The 16669-nt window shown below is 44.9% G+C and carries 27 protein-coding genes and 1 pseudogene; 1 reads left to right on the top strand and 27 read right to left on the bottom strand.

What is annotated here, in order from left to right; genetic code table 25:
- Positions 1-22 precede the first annotated feature (22 nt).
- From rplO to rpsJ, 22 genes and pseudogenes are all read right to left on the bottom strand, one after another.
- A complete protein-coding gene (gene rplO, locus WC882_04680; protein ID MFA5842929.1) occupies positions 23-484 on the bottom strand; it encodes a 50S ribosomal protein L15 in 462 nt (153 codons plus the stop codon).
- Positions 485-495: 11 nt separating this feature from the next.
- Positions 496-1107, bottom strand: coding sequence for a 30S ribosomal protein S5 (gene rpsE, locus WC882_04685; protein MFA5842930.1), 612 nt, complete (start codon positions 1105-1107; stop codon positions 496-498).
- A gap of 21 nt (positions 1108-1128) precedes the next feature.
- Positions 1129-1470, bottom strand: a complete 342-nt coding sequence (gene rplR / locus WC882_04690) for a 50S ribosomal protein L18 (protein ID MFA5842931.1) — start codon at positions 1468-1470, stop codon at positions 1129-1131.
- 47 nt (positions 1471-1517) lie between these two features.
- Complete coding sequence (rplF, locus tag WC882_04695; protein MFA5842932.1) at positions 1518-2075, bottom strand: 50S ribosomal protein L6; 558 nt, start codon at positions 2073-2075, stop codon at positions 1518-1520.
- Between the two features lie 17 nt (positions 2076-2092).
- A complete protein-coding gene (gene rpsH, locus WC882_04700) occupies positions 2093-2479 on the bottom strand; it encodes a 30S ribosomal protein S8 (GenBank protein MFA5842933.1) in 387 nt (128 codons plus the stop codon).
- 102 nt (positions 2480-2581) lie between these two features.
- Entirely contained in the window at positions 2582-2806 is a 225-nt protein-coding gene (locus tag WC882_04705) for a type Z 30S ribosomal protein S14 (GenBank protein MFA5842934.1), read from the bottom strand.
- Between the two features lie 34 nt (positions 2807-2840).
- Positions 2841-3395: a 50S ribosomal protein L5 gene (gene rplE / locus WC882_04710; GenBank protein ID MFA5842935.1), complete on the bottom strand. Its 555-nt coding sequence runs from the start codon at positions 3393-3395 to the stop codon at positions 2841-2843.
- A gap of 12 nt (positions 3396-3407) precedes the next feature.
- Positions 3408-3746, bottom strand: coding sequence for a 50S ribosomal protein L24 (rplX, locus tag WC882_04715; GenBank protein MFA5842936.1), 339 nt, complete (start codon positions 3744-3746; stop codon positions 3408-3410).
- Positions 3747-3764: 18 nt separating this feature from the next.
- Positions 3765-4133 (bottom strand): 50S ribosomal protein L14, encoded by a 369-nt coding sequence (gene rplN, locus WC882_04720; protein ID MFA5842937.1) that lies wholly within the window; start codon positions 4131-4133, stop codon positions 3765-3767.
- Positions 4134-4138: 5 nt separating this feature from the next.
- The gene (gene rpsQ, locus WC882_04725) at positions 4139-4384 is read right to left on the bottom strand and encodes a 30S ribosomal protein S17 (GenBank protein ID MFA5842938.1); all 246 of its coding nucleotides are present in this window, start codon (positions 4382-4384) and stop codon (positions 4139-4141) included.
- A 30-nt stretch (positions 4385-4414) separates the two neighbouring features.
- Positions 4415-4639 carry a hypothetical protein gene (locus WC882_04730; GenBank protein MFA5842939.1) on the bottom strand — a complete coding sequence of 75 codons (225 nt, stop codon included), beginning with the start codon at positions 4637-4639 and terminating at the stop codon, positions 4415-4417.
- A gap of 11 nt (positions 4640-4650) precedes the next feature.
- Complete coding sequence (gene rplP, locus WC882_04735) at positions 4651-5070, bottom strand: 50S ribosomal protein L16 (protein MFA5842940.1); 420 nt, start codon at positions 5068-5070, stop codon at positions 4651-4653.
- A gap of 135 nt (positions 5071-5205) precedes the next feature.
- A pseudogene (gene rpsC, locus WC882_04740) lies at positions 5206-5829 on the bottom strand (30S ribosomal protein S3).
- A gap of 26 nt (positions 5830-5855) precedes the next feature.
- Complete coding sequence (rplV, locus tag WC882_04745) at positions 5856-6254, bottom strand: 50S ribosomal protein L22 (GenBank protein MFA5842941.1); 399 nt, start codon at positions 6252-6254, stop codon at positions 5856-5858.
- A 58-nt stretch (positions 6255-6312) separates the two neighbouring features.
- Positions 6313-6636, bottom strand: coding sequence for a 30S ribosomal protein S19 (rpsS, locus tag WC882_04750; GenBank protein ID MFA5842942.1), 324 nt, complete (start codon positions 6634-6636; stop codon positions 6313-6315).
- A gap of 87 nt (positions 6637-6723) precedes the next feature.
- Positions 6724-7590, bottom strand: coding sequence for a 50S ribosomal protein L2 (gene rplB, locus WC882_04755; protein MFA5842943.1), 867 nt, complete (start codon positions 7588-7590; stop codon positions 6724-6726).
- A gap of 5 nt (positions 7591-7595) precedes the next feature.
- A complete protein-coding gene (locus tag WC882_04760) occupies positions 7596-7889 on the bottom strand; it encodes a 50S ribosomal protein L23 (GenBank protein MFA5842944.1) in 294 nt (97 codons plus the stop codon).
- 5 nt (positions 7890-7894) lie between these two features.
- Positions 7895-8521 carry a 50S ribosomal protein L4 gene (rplD, locus tag WC882_04765; protein ID MFA5842945.1) on the bottom strand — a complete coding sequence of 209 codons (627 nt, stop codon included), beginning with the start codon at positions 8519-8521 and terminating at the stop codon, positions 7895-7897.
- A gap of 35 nt (positions 8522-8556) precedes the next feature.
- Positions 8557-9162: a 50S ribosomal protein L3 gene (gene rplC / locus WC882_04770; GenBank protein ID MFA5842946.1), complete on the bottom strand. Its 606-nt coding sequence runs from the start codon at positions 9160-9162 to the stop codon at positions 8557-8559.
- Positions 9163-9380: 218 nt separating this feature from the next.
- The gene (locus tag WC882_04775; protein MFA5842947.1) at positions 9381-10040 is read right to left on the bottom strand and encodes a hypothetical protein; all 660 of its coding nucleotides are present in this window, start codon (positions 10038-10040) and stop codon (positions 9381-9383) included.
- Positions 10041-10050: 10 nt separating this feature from the next.
- Positions 10051-10362 carry an SMR family transporter gene (locus WC882_04780; protein MFA5842948.1) on the bottom strand — a complete coding sequence of 104 codons (312 nt, stop codon included), beginning with the start codon at positions 10360-10362 and terminating at the stop codon, positions 10051-10053.
- Between the two features lies 1 nt (position 10363).
- Positions 10364-10750, bottom strand: coding sequence for a 30S ribosomal protein S10 (gene rpsJ, locus WC882_04785; protein MFA5842949.1), 387 nt, complete (start codon positions 10748-10750; stop codon positions 10364-10366).
- A gap of 283 nt (positions 10751-11033) precedes the next feature.
- Here rpsJ and WC882_04790 point away from each other — a divergent pair, with 283 nt between their 5' ends.
- A complete protein-coding gene (locus tag WC882_04790) occupies positions 11034-11288 on the top strand; it encodes a hypothetical protein (protein ID MFA5842950.1) in 255 nt (84 codons plus the stop codon).
- Positions 11289-11381: 93 nt separating this feature from the next.
- Here the strand turns inward: WC882_04790 and tuf are convergent, their stop codons facing one another.
- From tuf to rpsG, 5 genes are all read right to left on the bottom strand, one after another.
- Entirely contained in the window at positions 11382-12572 is a 1191-nt protein-coding gene (gene tuf / locus WC882_04795) for an elongation factor Tu (GenBank protein ID MFA5842951.1), read from the bottom strand.
- Between the two features lie 82 nt (positions 12573-12654).
- On the bottom strand, positions 12655-14760 hold the full coding sequence (gene fusA, locus WC882_04800) for an elongation factor G (GenBank protein ID MFA5842952.1): 2106 nt from the start codon (positions 14758-14760) through the stop codon (positions 12655-12657).
- 131 nt (positions 14761-14891) lie between these two features.
- Positions 14892-15404 carry a hypothetical protein gene (locus tag WC882_04805; protein ID MFA5842953.1) on the bottom strand — a complete coding sequence of 171 codons (513 nt, stop codon included), beginning with the start codon at positions 15402-15404 and terminating at the stop codon, positions 14892-14894.
- 155 nt (positions 15405-15559) lie between these two features.
- Positions 15560-16060, bottom strand: a complete 501-nt coding sequence (locus WC882_04810; protein MFA5842954.1) for a hypothetical protein — start codon at positions 16058-16060, stop codon at positions 15560-15562.
- Between the two features lie 130 nt (positions 16061-16190).
- Entirely contained in the window at positions 16191-16649 is a 459-nt protein-coding gene (rpsG, locus tag WC882_04815) for a 30S ribosomal protein S7 (protein ID MFA5842955.1), read from the bottom strand.
- Between the last annotated feature and the right edge of the window lie 20 nt (positions 16650-16669).

Here is a 16669-nt window from a genome sequence, read left to right on the forward strand (position 1 = left end):
GTGAGGAAGAAAAAATGTGACGTTACGCTTTAGGGCTTATGACGAGTTTGCCTTTGGCTTTTTCGATTTTTTCAATGGCGGATTTGGAGGCTTTTTCAGCGTGAATGGTGAGGGAGATAGAGAGTTCGCCATTGCCTAAAATTTTGACCGGAGTCTCGAGGTCTTTGATTAGATTTTTATGAAAAAGGCTTTCTTTGTTGACCACTTCACCGTCCTTGAAATTGGTGTTTAGGTCGCCCACATTCACTTCTTTGTGTTCGATGCGGCGCGGATTTCGGAATCCGCCCAATTTCGGCATGCGTAAATAGAGAGGGGTTTGACCTCCTTCAAATCCCGGGGCTTTGCAGCCGCCGGAACGAGCTTTTTGTCCTTTGCAACCGTGGGTGGAAAAATTTCCTTTGCCGGATCCTCCGCCTCGGCCCCATCGTTTTGTGGTTTTTCGGCTTCCGTATTTAGGTTTGATCGTATTGATTTTGAGCGTCATGATAAAGTGAGTTATTTAGAATTAGGCTTTTTGGGGGGAAGAGGAGACCCTCGCTTCGCTCCGGTCTGTTCGGCTTCAATTTTAACGCGTTCCACCGGCTTTACCGGAGCTTCGACTTTGGGTTCGGGTTTCTTTTCTTCGCGTTTTCGAAGTTGGATTAAGGCGTCAATGGTGGCTTTGCTGTTGTTTAAACGATTTGAAGATCCGAGAGATTTGCTGAGAATATTTTTAATCCCGGAAAGTTCGATGATGATGCGTGTGGCTCCTCCGGCAATGATTCCGGTTCCGGCGCCGGCGGGGATCAATAAGATTTTTGAAGCTTTGAATTTAGCGGAAACTCGGTGGGGGATGGTGTCATTGAAAATCGGGATATTGATCATGTGTTTTTTGGCTTCGGTAACCGCTTTTTTAATAGCTCCAACCACTTCGGCGGATTTGGCGATGCCTACGCCCACGCGTCCTTTTCGATTCCCGATGGCCACGGTGGCACGAAAACGCATACGGCGACCCCCTTTGACCACGCGAGTTACGCGATCCAATTGGATGACTTCTTCTTCGAACTCTTTAGGCTCTTGATTGCGAGGTCGGTTGCGATTATTGGAAGGATTATTGGGTTTTGGCATTGTTTTGAAAAATTATGAAAATTAGAATTTAAGACCGCTTTCGCGTGCGGTATCGGCTATGATTTTAACGCGGCCATGGTATTTATAACCGTTTCGATCAAACACGCAGGACGTGATGTTTTTTTCAAGTGCAAGTTTGGCGATTTCAGCCCCGATTTTTTTGGCGTGTTCGGTTTTGGTTCCTCCTTTAACCTTGAGATCCGAGGTGGAAGCCATTACTTTCCCGGTGGTATCGTCAATCAGTTGAGTGTATATCGCTTTCAAACTGCGATAGACCACCAAGCGAGGTCGTTCCGCGGTTCCCGATATTTTGGAACGGATGCGCGCGTGGCGTTTTTTTCGGAGTGTTATTTTTTTAAGCATTGTGTAATGAGTAATAAGTATGGGTATGGATTGCTAGGCGTGATCTTTTAGGCGGTGGTGGCTTTGGCAGCTGTTTTCCCGGCTTTTCGATGGATGATTTCATTTTCATATTTAATCCCTTTGCCTTTGTAAGGTTCTGGTTTTCGGAATTCTCGGATTTCGGCGGCCACTTGGCCCACTTTTTGTTTGTCGATACCGCTGACAGTGAGAGAATTTTTCTTTTCTTCATCGAGTTTAAATTCAATGCCGGCCGGGGCTAAGTATTCGATAGGATGAGAATAGCCAAGACTGAGGACGAGTTTTTTTCCTTGAACCAAGAAACGATATCCTACTCCGTTTACTTCGAGTTTTTTAAAAAATCCTTCGGAGACCCCTTTCAATATATTATTAATGAGCGTTCGGGTGAGTCCATGGAGTTCTTTGCTTTGGCGTTCATCGTTGGGGCGTTTCACGCGAATTTCTTTTTCAAGAATTTCGATTTTCATTAGAGGGGCGGGCGTCATTTTAAGTTCGCCTTTGGGGCCCTTGGCAGAGAACACGCCGGCTTCGAACGTGACGGTTACGCCTTGAGGGATGATGATGGGTTTTTTTCCGACTTTAGACATCGTTTTTAAGGTTAAAATTAAGCGATTTCACAGAGGAGTTCTCCTCCCAATTTATTTTTTCTGGCTTCTTTGCCACTCATGATTCCTTTGGGGGTGGAAAGAATCGTTATCCCGAGCCCACTCAACACAGCTTTGATTTTATCCGCTTTGACATAAATGCGTTGTCCGGGCTTGGAAATGCGGCGGATGTGCAATGGGGTGGGGCGTTTTTTCAACGTGACTGTAATTTCTTTGAACCCGTCTTTATTTTTTTCAACCTGGAAATTCGTGATGAGTCCTTGTTTTGTCATGATTTGAAGCATGGCTTCTTTGATTTTGGAATAAGGAGCATGGGTTTCGGCGAGTCCGGCGTGGTCCGCATTTCGGAGTCGAGTGAGTAGATCGGCGATAGGATCGGTATGCATTGTGGAAGTATTTAAGTGTTGAGTGTTTGGAGTGGAGAGGAAAGAAGAGGAGAAATTTAGAGGGGGGAAAATCTGTTTATGCCGCTGTGTGGCACTGCGGGGCTACCAAGAAGATTTTTTGATTCCCATGATCATGCCGGTGTTGGCGAATTCTCGGAAGCAAATGCGACAGAGACCAAAGCGCCTGATGTAACCTCTCACCTTACCGCATTTGGCGCAACGATTATAGATACGGGTGGAGTGACGCGGTTTTTTTCCGCTTTTTAACGCTTTTTCAAACGCTTCTTTGGTGCGGGTATTTTTGATTTTGAGGGCTGTTCTTGCCATGAGAAATTGGAAATTTTAAAATTTAAAATTTAAATTAAACTTTTTCAGGGGCCTTCACTTCATCTTTGAAGGGGAAACCTAATCCTTTTAGGAGACGATAACCTTGGTAATCGGTTTTTGCGGAGGTGCTGATCGTGATTTGGAGTCCATGATTTCGAGTGATGTTGTCCGGATTCACTTCAGGGAATACGGTAACCTCTTTAATGCCGATGCTGTAGTTTCCTTTTCCATCAAATCCTTTAACCGTAATTCCGCGGAAATCGCGAATACGGGGGAGAACGATATTCACCAAGCGACTTACAAAATCGTACATGCGTTGTCCTCGGAGGGTGACGGTGATTCCCACCGGCATTCCAATGCGAAGCTTGAAATTGGAAATGGCTTTTTTGGCCTTGGTGACCACGGGTTTTTGCCCGGCCAATCGCGTGATGTTTTCGAGGATGGTATCATAATTTTTATCTCCGGATTGAACATAACTTCCAATCCCTACGTTGATATTGACTTTCATCAAGCGAGGCAAAGCAAGCGTGTTTTTAATATTGAGTTCTTTTTTGAGAACGGGAACCAGTTTGTTGTAAGTCTCTTTCATGAGATTAAGGGGTTATTTTTTCTTGCCTTTGGTTGTGACCTTTTCCTCTATTTCGGTTCCGGATTTTTTGGCAATGCGGATTTTTTTACCGTTTTCGAGGATTTTGTAGCCGACACGAGTGGGTTTTTCGGTTTTGGGATCAATGAGCATGGCATTGGAGGCGTCAATGGGCGCTTCATATCGGATGATTTCTCCGGGCTTGGATTGCGTTTTTTTAATGTGACGGACGCGGATGTTCACTTTTTCAACCACAATTTTGTTGGTTTTTTTCATGACGCGCATGATTTTGCCTTTCTTCCCCTTGTCTTTTCCGGAGAGAATGATGACTTGATCGTTTGTCTTGAGCTTCATAGTGTGAGAAGTAATAGATTAAACTACATCTGGGGCTAAGGAAATAATTTTTTGGAATCCTTTTTCACGGAGTTCACGAGCCACGGGACCGAAGACGCGAGTTCCTTTGGGCATATTGTCTTTTCCAACGATCACGACCGCGTTTTCATCGAATCGAACATAGGATCCGTCGGCGCGTTTGAGTTCCTTTTTTTGTCGTACGATCACGGCGCGTTCCACCGCTTTTTTGCGGACCAGTCCGCGCGGGGCGGCGTTTTTTACCGAGACCACGATCACATCTCCAATTTGAGCGTAACGTCGTTTGGAGCCACCAAGGACCTTGAAGCACATGACTTCTTTCGCTCCGGTGTTATCGGCGACCACGAGACGGGTTTGAGTTTGAATCATAATTATTAAGATTTAGGTGTGGAAATTTTTGGTAGTTCCGTGGTCCAGCGTTTAAGTTTGCTGAGCGGTCGGGTTTCGTACACGGTGACGGTGTCTCCTTCTTTGAATTTATTTTCAGGATCGTGAGCGTGGAATTTTTTGGAAACCATATAACGTTTTTGATACTTGGGATCTTTGCGTTGGGAATCCACACGAATCACGATGGTTTTATCATTTTTTTTGCTGACGACGATACCGGTTTTGCTGTGCATGACAGAGAGAAATTAAAGGAATTAGAATTTTTAAATTTTAGAAGATTTTTTGTCGGCTTGAGCCTCTTTATTTAATTTATTCAATTGAGTTAAGGTTTGAGCCACATATTTTTTATTTTTGGTGATGGCGTCGGATTTCTTACTTTGCTTCATTTTAACACTGAGACGGGCGGCCAACAGATCTTTTCGACCGGTTTCGAGCTCTTGATTGAGCGTTTTGATGTCTTTTTTTTGAAGTTCAACAAAGGTGTACATAGGGAAAATTTTTAACGAAGAGCAGAAGTAACAAAAGTGGTTTTAACAGGGAGCTTGTGAGAGGCGAGGCGCATGGCTTCGCGCGCAGTGGCTTCATCGATTCCATCCATTTCAAATATAATGGTTCCGGGGAGTACGTGAGCGACATAATGATCGATTGATCCTTTTCCTCCTCCCATGCGGACTTCAGCCGGTTTTTTGGTGAGAGGGGTGTGAGGGAAAATGCGAATCCAGAGTTTTCCTCCGCGTTTTACGCAGTGAGTGACCGCACGGCGAGAGGCTTCAATTTGGCGGGATGTGATTTCACAGGCAGCCACAGCTTTAAGTCCATAAGCCCCGAACGCGAGACGGAATCCGCGAGTAGCCACTCCTTTTAACGCGCTTCGTGAGCGATGACTCTTTCTGAATTTCTGTTTTTTCGGAAGTAACATGGTGAAAAATTAATACGGTTAGAATTGACGAGGACGAGGGAATCGAGGGTTTCTTGGAGGAAATTTTTTCTCTTCATCTTTATCCGCTATTTTTTGAGCGGCTTCGGCGGCCATCATTTCGGAAACTTTTGTGAAGATATCTCCTTTATAGATCCAGACTTTAAGACCGATGATTCCATAGGTGGTCCTACAATGATAAACAGCGTAATCGATGTTCGCTCGGAAAGTGTGCAATGGGATTTTTCCTTCAGTGAAGGTTTCATCGCGTGCGATTTCCACTCCATTTAAGCGTCCGGCGGCTAAGATTTTAATTCCTTTGGCTCCGGCTTCCATGGCTCGTTGCACTGCGGTTTTTGCGGCGCGACGATAAGAAATACGTTTGACCACTTGCTGAGAGATGTTTTCTGCAACCAAGTAGGCATCGATATCCGGATTTTTAATTTCTTTTACTGTGATATTGAATCGAGATGGTTTGAATTTTACTTCAAGAACTTTTTGGAATTCTTCAATGCCTTCGCCTTGGCGTCCAATGATCATTCCGGGACGTGAGGTGTGGATTACAAGTTGAGTATTTCCGGCGTTACGAAGAATTTCAACCTTGGAAATGTGCCCTTCTTTGAAATGATTTTTGATGAAGGCGCGAACCGCAATGTCCTCATGTAGGAGTTTGCGATACAAGTGTTTGTTCGCAAACCATTTAGAGTCCCAAGTGAAGATGATGCCGATGCGTAGGCCTTTTGGATTGATTTTCTGTCCCATACAATGAGGGGTGAATTAAGAGGTGATTATTTGGAAGATTTTGATTTTTTGACCGGTTTTTCTTTTTTTTCAGCTTTAGGTGCAGTTTTGATTAAATTAGGATCTGCTTCGACTTTAACCGTGATATGACAGGTGCGCTTTTTAATGGGGTGAGCTCGGCCGCGAGAGGCGGGCATAGAGCGCTTGTAGGTCATTCCTTCGGTCACAATAATTTCTTTAATTACGAGGGTTTCGAGATCTTGCTTAAAGTTATTTTTAGCATTGGAAGCGGCGGATTGAATGGTTTTGTAGAGAGGTCTTGCGCCGACTTTTGTCGTGTACTTGAGGAGATCTAGGGCTTCTTGTACCGGTTTTCGTCGGACCATTCCTGCAACCAGGTTCACTTTTTTAGAAGAGATTCGAATTTTTCGTAAGTGGGCAATCATGGGATAAGGGCTAAGGGAAAATTAATTTTAGATTTTGAATTGAGAGAGAAAGAAGGGGCTATTTTTTCGCAGGAGCCGGAGTGGCGGCGGGAGCAGGGGATCCTCCTTCCGCTGCTTTGGCGAGTTTTCCGCCATGTCCTCTGAATTTACGTGTGGGAGAGAATTCTCCGAGACGATGTCCCACCATTTCTTCGGTGACAAAGACGGGGACGTGATCTTTTCCGTTGTGAACCCCGAAGGTGTGTCCAACGAACTCGGGAGCAATCACACAGGCGCGCGCCCATGTTTTAATCAATTTCTTTTGATTCGTTTCATTGAGTTTGGCGACTTTTTTGATGAGTTTCGGATCGAGGTAAGGGCCTTTTTTTGAACTTCGAGACATGGGGGTTTGAAATTAGAAATTTTAGATTTTGAATTTTGAATTGGGGGAGAGAAATAGGGGAGCGCACTTCGCTTCGCTTCGTGCGTTTTAGATAACCAATGTGGTCTTGATTAAGTTGCGGCCACGGCGGTCACGAATGCGATAAATATCGGTCCTATTTTTGCGTTTTCGAGTCTTAACTCCGAGAGCGGGGGCACCCCAAGGCGTTTTTGGCCCCGGCATACCCACAGGACAACATCCTTCTCCTCCACCATGAGGATGATCTACCGGGTTCATGGCTTTTCCACGAACTTCGGGGCGTTGACCTTTCCAGCGATTTCGTCCCGCTTTTCCAATTTTCAGATTTGAAATATCACCATTACTTACAATTCCCACTGTGGCATAGGCATCTTTCGGGATAAAGCGAATTTCTCCGGAAGGAAGTTGGATTTGAACCATGGCTCCTTCGAGAGATACCAGTTTGGCGCATGCTCCGGCGCTACGGACAATTTGTCCTCCTTTCCCGGAAACAAGTTCCACATTGAAAACATTAAAACCAACAGGGATGTTTTTGACTTGAAGTCTATTCCCGATTCGCAATTTGGCGCGTTCGGCGGTTAAAATTTTATCTCCGACCTTAATGCCTTGAGGAGCAAGATGATAGCGTCGATCTCCATTTTTATAACAAACCAAAATAATGTAGGCGTTTCGATTGGGATCGTATTCAATGGAACGAACGGATCCTTCCACTCCTTTATTATCAACACACTTAAAATCTATAATGCGATAATGACGTCGTACTCCGCCGCCACGATGTCGAATGGTGATTCTTCCTTGGTTGTTGCGTCCAGAACATCGGTTTTGGGGAGAACAAAGCGATTTTAACGGTTTGCCTACGGTCACTTCTTCAAACGTGGAAACATTCATTTGTCGTCGTCCCGCGGTTGTGCCTTTTACTTTTTTGATAGTGGTCATAAAAATTATTTTTTGAATTTATAGGGATCCAGGGTTTTCCCTTTTTCCAATGTTATGGTGATTTTTTTACCCGCACTTCTCTTTGTGAGAACACGACCGCGTCCCACCAATCGAGTTTTTTCCAAAACTTGACGAACGGATACCTTTTCAACCTTTACTCCATAAAGCATTTTGATTGCATTTTGGATGTCGATTTTAGTGGCATGATCGTTGACGAGAAAGGTGTATTTCCCTTTTGCCTCTTCACGAGTGCTTTTTTCAGTAACAACGGGTTTTAATAGAATTTGACTGAGATCCATAAAAATTATTTAAGAAAGATGCTTTCCGCTTTTGGAAGAGCGTCCTTGAAGAATAAAAGAGTTTCATACTTGAGGAGATCGTGCACATTGAGATAGTTGACCAGGATTGTTTTGGAGTTTTCGAGATTGCGGGATGATTTTTGAACAAGGTCGTTTTTTTCGGAAATGATAACAAGCGTATTTCGAGTGGCGGGGAGTTTTTTAAGCATGGCGGCAAAAGACTTGGATTTGGTTTCCTTGGCTTCGTATCCGTCGAGAACAATGATTTGTTTGTCGCTTGCTTTTCCGGATAATGCGGAAAAAAGAGCTTGTCTACGTTGTTTTTTTGGCATTGCGAGCGTGAAGTTGCGAACATTACGAGGTCCGAATACCACACCTCCTCCCTTATAATGAGGAGCGCGGATGGAACCTTGGCGAGCGCGACCCGTGTGTTTTTGCTTGTAGGGCTTTCGGCCACCTCCACGGACTTCTCCGCGTAATTTGGTGTGAGCGATCGGATGGCGAGAATTAGCTTCTTGGAGCATGAGAGCTTGTTGAATCAAACCCAAGTTCATTTTGGCCCCAAAAATAGTTTCATTGAGAGGAACTTCTCCGATGGATTCGCCTTTCTGGTTGTAAAGAGGTGCTTTCATGACGCTTAATTAAGTATTTAGAATAAAGTATTAAATTACTTCGCTAGGCTACGTGACTGGCGGATAATAACGAGAGAGCCATTGGCGCCCGGAACGGGACCCTTGACTCCGATGAGATTCTTTTCAAGATCAACATAGGCGATTTGAACGCGACCCACGGTGACTTTTTCATCCCCCATGTGTCCGGCCATTCGATGTCCCTTATTCACACAACCCGGTTTGGCACGCATACCGATGGATCCCGGTTCGCGATGGAAGTGAGAACCGTGAGTGGCTCGTCCTCCGGAAAAGTGATGACGCTTTACGACCCCTTGGAACCCTTTTCCTTTGGAAGTCCCGGTTACATTGACTCGATCTCCGATTGTAAAGACATCTACCTTAACTTCTTCTCCTTTTTTGGGGAGTTCTTCTCCCTCCTTGATTTCGATTTTGAATTCGCGGATGTGGCGAAATGCTTGGGTCTTAAACGGTTTTTTGAACGCGTCAAACCCAAGGACTATCGCCGGATATCCGTCCTTTTCGGGGGTCTTCACTTGCGTGATGACATTGGGGGTACATTCGACCACCGTAAGGGGGATCACACAGCCATCATCTTGAATGATGCGCGTCATACCGATTTTTTTGCCTAGTATTCCTAACATGGTTGGCAGAGGTTATGAGGTTAAATCCTCGAGAGTGTTGATCGATCGGCAATGCCGGGACCTCGACTCTGTTTTAACAGATTAGCTCGCCTAGATTAGCGGTGGAAGGGGTTGGAGTCAAGAGAATTTTTAAACGCGAAGGGGAACGGCTGGTTTTCCCTTGCGAACTCTCTTTCCGACTTGGTTTTTATTTGTGTGTTTTTTCCGCATCATAAATTTTACTCGAATAATTCAATGGAATCCTCTTGATAAAAAGACGGACTACAGTTCAATCCCGGCAAGAAAACGATTTTATTTTGGTTGTTGTAAATGAATTTACTTCCAATGGTTTTGCATGTGCCCAACCCAAGAGGTTCTGCGTATTCCGAACAGGCTTGGACCAGCCTTTGGTTGTAAATTTCTTTTTTCTTCCATTCTCCATTAAAGGGGCCGCCTTCTTGTGTCGCGGTTACATTGGCTTCTTCGATTTTTTCCAATTCTTCTTCCGTGTAGACGATGTTGGGATTTGCGAGGTCCAATATGTATTCTTCGTAGCTTGGGTTTCCCCAATAGGCTCCGCGATCGACCACCCTACATTTTGTTGAATCGTATCCTTTTTCTTTAACAATCCTGAGGATTGCTTCTTCGATGGTTTCGTTTTCATTTTTAGTGAATAAGGCGATGTATTCGGTAATTCCGTTTTCCGGAGATAAATAAAAGATTTGGTTGTCTTGGGTGGCTAATTGCCCCTTCCACTCCTCGGCGGAATAGGTGAATTTTATTCCCAGTCTTTCGTTGATAAAAATTGAGGGATCGGTGGGTTTTGTTTCCGATTCTTTATTTAAAAAACATCCTCCTAAACAAAGAAGAAGCGTTGTAATAATGAGTATTTTTTTCATTGGATTTAGGTTATTTCCAACTGACGAGAATTAATCCTATTAAAATCACTCCTATTCCGATCCATTGTAATAAGGAGATGGTTTCTTTGAAGTAAAAATAACCGACCAGGGTGACGAGAATGGTGGATAATGCTACCCAAAGAATGTTGGTAATGGCCATTCCTTCAAAGCGAAGCGATTTGGCGAAAAGGAAACCGGCAAGCCCGAAAAAGACTATGGTTAGCCATAAAAACCAATTATTTTTGGTCAGATCGTGATATTTTGCCGCGATTTCTCCGGCAAGATCCGCGAGCGCGGTGGCGAGAACGGAGAGGAGGAGCATTTTAGTCCGTAATCATTTTGATTTCGATGTCCACGCCGGCGGGAAGACTTAAATTGGAAAGCATTTCAATGGTTTTTGGAGTGCTGTCCGTGATGTCAATCAAGCGTTTGTGGGTGCGCATTTCGAATTGTTCGCGGGAAGTCTTATGGACAAAAGTGGAACGGTTGACGGTGAATTTTTCAATTTTAGTGGGGAGTGGGATGGGGCCGCAAATCATGGCGCCACTGCGTTCCGCGGTTTCGATGATCAGTTTTGTTGTGTCATCGATGACTTTGTGGTCAAAAGCTTTGATTTTGATGCGGATGCGTTGTTTCCCGGGAGTTGTTTTTGGGGCAACGGGTTTGGTTGCGGTCTTCGAAGGGGTGGATGCTTTTTTCTTGGCTGGCATAGAAGAGAAGAGATAAAAAATAAAAAGTTTTAAAAAGAAACCGACGTGGATCCTCGGATGGATGGCTTTTCCCGATGAATGGGAAAGCGATTAGAATCCGAGGTGTCCCGCTCCATACTCTTGAGAGTTGAGGAGCGAGGGAGGCCCTAAAAGCAGAACCTCACATTTTGTGCGTGTTATTTGTAGCGGAAAGCGATGGAATGGTCAAGGGAAATAAAATGATATTGCTAGTGAATTTTTATTATGATAATTTTTCTTTCTTCTTTTTATTTACATGTTATTTATGGGTTTAACTAAAGTTTATTTTAGAGGAGAATGTTATGGATTATATGGGCCTGGTGATTTTATTCAGGCAATTAGAGGTGATGGGGTTGTTCAATGTGGTCAAATTTATCAAATTGCGGCAATAAATCCAGGGACCGAAGCTTGCAGGAATGCCAATGAGGTTACATTGGTTGGCGTAGAAGGAGTTTTTAGTAAAAATATTTTCAAAGTTACTGAAGCTTGTAGAGAAAGAATGGGGCAAGTTTTTGAGTAAATGGGATGCGAGACATTTCGCTTCGTGTTTGATATAAAAAACCCCTGATTTTATTCAGGGGTTTTTTGGGGTCTCATGAAATTCTTTTTTTAATTACTCCAAGATTTTGGCAACCACTCCGGCTCCAACGGTTCGACCTCCTTCGCGAATGGCGAAGCGCGTTCCGTTGTCCAAAGCGATCTTACAGCCCAAGGTTACAACCATCTTGATTTCATCACCGGGCATAACCATTTCAACTCCGGCCGGGAGTTCGATGGTTCCGGTCACATCCGTGGTGCGGATATAGAATTGAGGTTTGTATCCTTTGAAGAAGGGCGTATGTCGGCCACCTTCTTCTTTGGTGAGAATATAAAGTTCAGCTTCGAATTTGGTATGAGGCGTGATGGAACCGGGTTTGGCAATGACTTGCCCTCGTTCGATTTCTTCACGTTCAATACCGCGGAGGAGCAATCCGACGTTGTCCCCGGCTTGTCCTTGATCCAAAGTCTTTTTGAACATTTCAACACCCGTGACGGTGACTTTTCGTGTGTCTTTGACTCCGACGATTTCGACTTCTTCATTGATTTTTACAATTCCTTGTTCGATACGACCCGTGGCCACGGTTCCTCGACCCTTGATGGAGAATACATCTTCCACAGACATGAGGAAGGGTTTGTCGAGTTCGCGTTTCGGTTCCGGGATAAAAGAATCGAGAGCGTCAAAGAGTTCAAGAATAGGTTTGATGGCAGCTTCGTCATCCGGATTTTCGAGAGCCTTGAGAGCGGATCCACGAATGACCGGTGTTTTGTCCCCGGGGAATTCGTATTTGGTGAGAAGATCGCGGACTTCCATTTCGGAGAGTTCGGCGATTTCCGGATCAGCCACGTCCATTTTGTTTAAGAAAACGAGGACTGAAGGCACCATCACTTGGCGAGCCAAGAGAATGTGTTCTCGGGTTTGAGGCATCGGGCCGTCTGCGGCGGATACTACGAGAATAGCACCATCCATTTGAGCGGCGCCGGTGATCATGTTCTTGATATAGTCGGCATGCCCGGGGCAGTCCACGTGAGCGTAGTGGCGGTTGGCGGTTTCATATTCTTGATGAGAGGTGGCGATAGTGATACCGCGTGCCTTCTCTTCCGGAGCGTTGTCGATTTGATCGTAAGCAACGGCCTTATTAAGACCTCCGAATTTTTTGGAAGCAACCACTGTCATGGCAGCGGTCAAGGTTGTTTTGCCATGGTCGACGTGACCGATTGTCCCGACATTGACGTGGGGTTTTGAACGTGTGTAAACAGGAGACATGGATGGTGAGTTAAATAATTAGAGAAATAAAATGCGGAGCGAATATACTTGAATTGGATACGTTTCGCAAGGCTTTTTCGGTTTATTTTCCCATGCCGCGCTCAGTTTTGATTTTTTCCATGACATTGGTTGGCGTTTTTTCATAGTGACCAAATTCCATGGAATAACTGGCACGCCCTTGAGTCATGGAGCGGAGATCCGTGGCGTATCCGAACATTTCGGAAAGAGGAACCGTGGCTTTGATGAATTTGGCGGTTGCGCGATCGCCCATTTCCGAGATTTGACCGCGACGGGAACTGATATTTCCCATTACATCTCCCATGTATTCTTCCGGAGTGACGACTTCGACTTTCATGATGGGTTCGAGCAAAACCGGGCTGGCGGTAAGCGCTCCTTTTTTGAAACAAATCGAGCCCGCGATTTTGAAGGCCATTTCCGAGGAGTCGACTTCATGGTAGGACCCATCGTAAAGTTCCACCTTGACGTCCACCACCGGATAGCCGGCGAGTACTCCGCGGGACACGGCTTCTTCCACACCTTTTTGGACGGCGGGAATGTATTCTTTAGGGATTTTTCCTCCGACAATGGAGTTGATGAATTCGAATCCTTTTCCGGTTTCGTTTGGCCCAATATTCATGAGCACATGACCGTATTGTCCGCGACCTCCGGATTGTTTGGCGTATTTTTCTTCCGCTTTCACGGTTTTTTGAACGGTTTCACGATAAGCAACCTGCGGTTTACCGACATTGGCTTCCACTTTGAATTCTCGGCGCATACGATCCACAATGATATCAAGGTGAAGCTCACCCATTCCTCCGATGATGGTTTGGCTGGTTTCTTCATCTGTGTGCATGCGGAACGTCGGATCTTCTTCGGCCAATTTTTGGAGAGCAAATCCCATTTTTTCTTGGTCGGCTTTGGTTTTGGGTTCAATGGCGATGTGAATAACGGGTTCCGGGAATTCAATGGATTCGAGCACAATGGGTTTGTCTTCGGAGCAGAGGGTGTGTCCGGTGAAGGTGCGCTTGAGACCCACGGCTGCGGCAATGTCTCCGGCTCTTACGACTTTGACTTCTTCTCGAGAGTTGGCGTGCATTTGAACCAAACGGCCCATGCGTTCTTTTTCATCCGAAGAAGAGTTGTACACATAACTTCCGGCTTCGAGGGTTCCGGAATAAACGCGGAAGAAGCAGAGTTTTCCGACAAACGGATCGGCTGCGATTTTAAAAGCGAGTGCGGAAAAGGGTTCCGTGTCTTTGGCTTCACGCGTTTCTTCGTTTCCGGTTTCGGGGTTGGTGCCTTTGACTGCGGGAAGATCGAGAGGAGAAGGAAGGTAATCAATGACCGCATCGAGCATGAGTTGAACCCCCATGTTTTGCAGGGCCGAACCGCAAAGAACCGGAACTAAAATAAAATGGATGGTCGCTTTGCGAAGCGCGGCTTTGAGTTCTTCGAGGTTACATTCTTGATTGTTGAGATATTTTTCCGTGAGAGCTTCGTCGGTTTCGGCGATTCTTTCAACAAGCGTGTGGCGATAGTCTTCGACTTTAGCGACCATGTCTTCTGGGATTGGAATTTCCTTGACGATTTCGCCGTTTTTCCCTTCAAATGTGTAGGCTTTTTTGGTGAGAAGATCGATGAGCCCCTTGAAGGTGTTTTCTTCTCCGATCGGGAGTTGGATGGCTACGGCGTTTTTGTTGAGACGGGAATGAATGGAATCTAAGCTCATATAAAAATCTCCACCGATTTTATCCATTTTGTTTACAAAAGCGATGCGCGGAACATTGTATTTGTCCGCTTGACGCCAAACGGTTTCGGATTGAGGTTCCACCCCTTGAGATCCGTCGAACACCACCACGGCTCCGTCGAGAACGCGAAGAGAGCGTTCAACTTCAACCGTAAAATCCACGTGCCCGGGAGTGTCGATGATGTTGATACGATGAAGAGGCGCCATTTTGTGAGTGGGTTGCCAGAAACAAGTGGTGCAAGCGGAGGTGATGGTAATGCCGCGTTCTTGTTCTTGTTCCATCCAGTCCATAATGGCTGCGCCTTCGTGCACTTCACCGATTTTATGACTTTTCCCGGTATAAAAAAGAACACGCTCGGAACACGTTGTTTTCCCGGCGTCGATATGGGCGCAAATTCCAATATTGCGGAGTTTTGTTAGGTCTGCATAGGTGTCGGACATGGATGAAAAGTTTAAATTTTAAATAATAAATTTTAAATGGGGAACATTAAATTCCCTTAAAAAAGCGTGGCCATTATAAGGATTGGAATAAAAAATACAAGCCTTTCGTTCGCCTTATGGCTCATTGTGACTTATTGAACGTACTCACTTAATATGTCTACGAGATTATTGTTTGCGTCGATGAGCTCGTTGTAGGTTGAGTGTAAGGCATCGTCATAGGAAGAAACTTTTTCCAGATCGCTTGAGAATGTTCCATTGGTGTAATAAGCGGTCATTTCCGCATACAATATTAAATATTCTTGGCTCAGGCCGAGATAATTTTTGAATTCTTGGAGCACGGCGGTTTCTTGTTCCGCGTTTTTACTTTTTAACGAAAGGATTGAGGAGGCATTTTGAATGTGGGTTTCCATTTCCGTGTAAGCGATTTGAAGTGGGGTGATGTCGATGGTGGACGTTTCGGTGACGATGGAGGGGATGGCCGCGTCATAGACCGTGGTGCTGTTTTGGACCGAAGCCGATGTTTTATTCAGTACCTCCACGACCGCATTGTTGTATTCGATGGGGGAAAGTCCGCGAGAACAGCCAAAGGCGAGGGCTGTTAAGGCGATGAAAAAGCTCGTAAGGAGAATCTTTTTTAAAAACATGAGGGAAGGAATTTTAAATAATGGATTGTAAATGAAGAATTTCCAGATTTTAATTTATCAGATTTGGGTGAAATTGTAAAAAATTTAAAAAATAAAAAAAATCTCTCGGCCCCATTGAATGAAGCCGAGAGAAGAAATGCTTTGCGTTATTTCTGTTAAAATAATTCGAGCACATCCACCAACGCATTGTGAGAATCCACCAAATCGTTGTAAGCGTTGTAAAGTTTTTCATCCAAAATAGCCACCTGGTCCAAATCACTGCCAAAATCACCCGTATAATAATCAATCATTTCACGATAACCCGTCACGTAAACGGTTCCTTTTGTATAATAATCGGTTAACGCGGTTCGAACGGCGGTTTCCTGTTCTTTATTTTGGCTTTCCAAAAGCAAAAGATCGGAGGAAATATAATCGATTTTTTCTTTGAGCTCGGTGTAGGCGGATTCCATGGCTACGAGATCGATGGTGGAATCCTCATAAACCGTATCCGGTACGCTGACATCATAGGTGTCGGCTGACACTTCGACGGCATCGAGGGTTGGATTGAAGTGATCCACGATGGCATTGTTGTAATCAATGTAATCCATACCCGTGGTGCAACCCACTCCAAATAATAAAGCCAGAGAGAGGCCAAGGATGAGAGATATTTTTCTCATGAGAGGAAATTAAAAAATAAAGAGTTTAGTAAAACCGAGTTAAAGTTTAACAAAGGAGGGAATAAGAGTAAATCCCAAATATTGAAATGCGGGGGAGAAGATGGGGAGACCTTTCGCTGGCGTTGCGGGTCTAATATCTGGCAAAATGGGCGAAGGCTTTATTCGCGGCTGCCATTTTGTGCGTGTCTTCTTTTTTACGAATTGCGGTTCCGGTTTCGGAAGCGGCATCCATGAGTTCCTTGGCAATACGAACCGCGACACGACCGCCTTTGCTTTTGCGTGCGGCTTCAAGAATCCAGCGGAAAGAAAGCATGACGCGTCGGCTCGGGGTCACTTCCATCGGAATTTGATACACGGCGCCTCCGATACGTTTGGGGCGAATTTCCATGGAAGGTTTTACGTTTTCAATGGCTTTTTCAAATGTTTGTTCCGGGTTGTTGATGCCTTTCTTTTGCATCTCTTCCATGGTTTCCTGGAAAATGCGGCGAGCAATGCTTTTTTTGCCGCGTTTCATGATGTAGTTGATGAACTTTTCTTTGAGAGGAGTGGACCCTTCCGGAATGTGAGTGTGATGCTTGCTTGTTTGCATTTTAGAAATTATAGATTATA

It is taken from the genome of Candidatus Gracilibacteria bacterium (assembly GCA_041658685.1).
Classification (GTDB): Bacteria; Patescibacteriota; Gracilibacteria; order UBA1369; family UBA12473; genus JBAZZS01.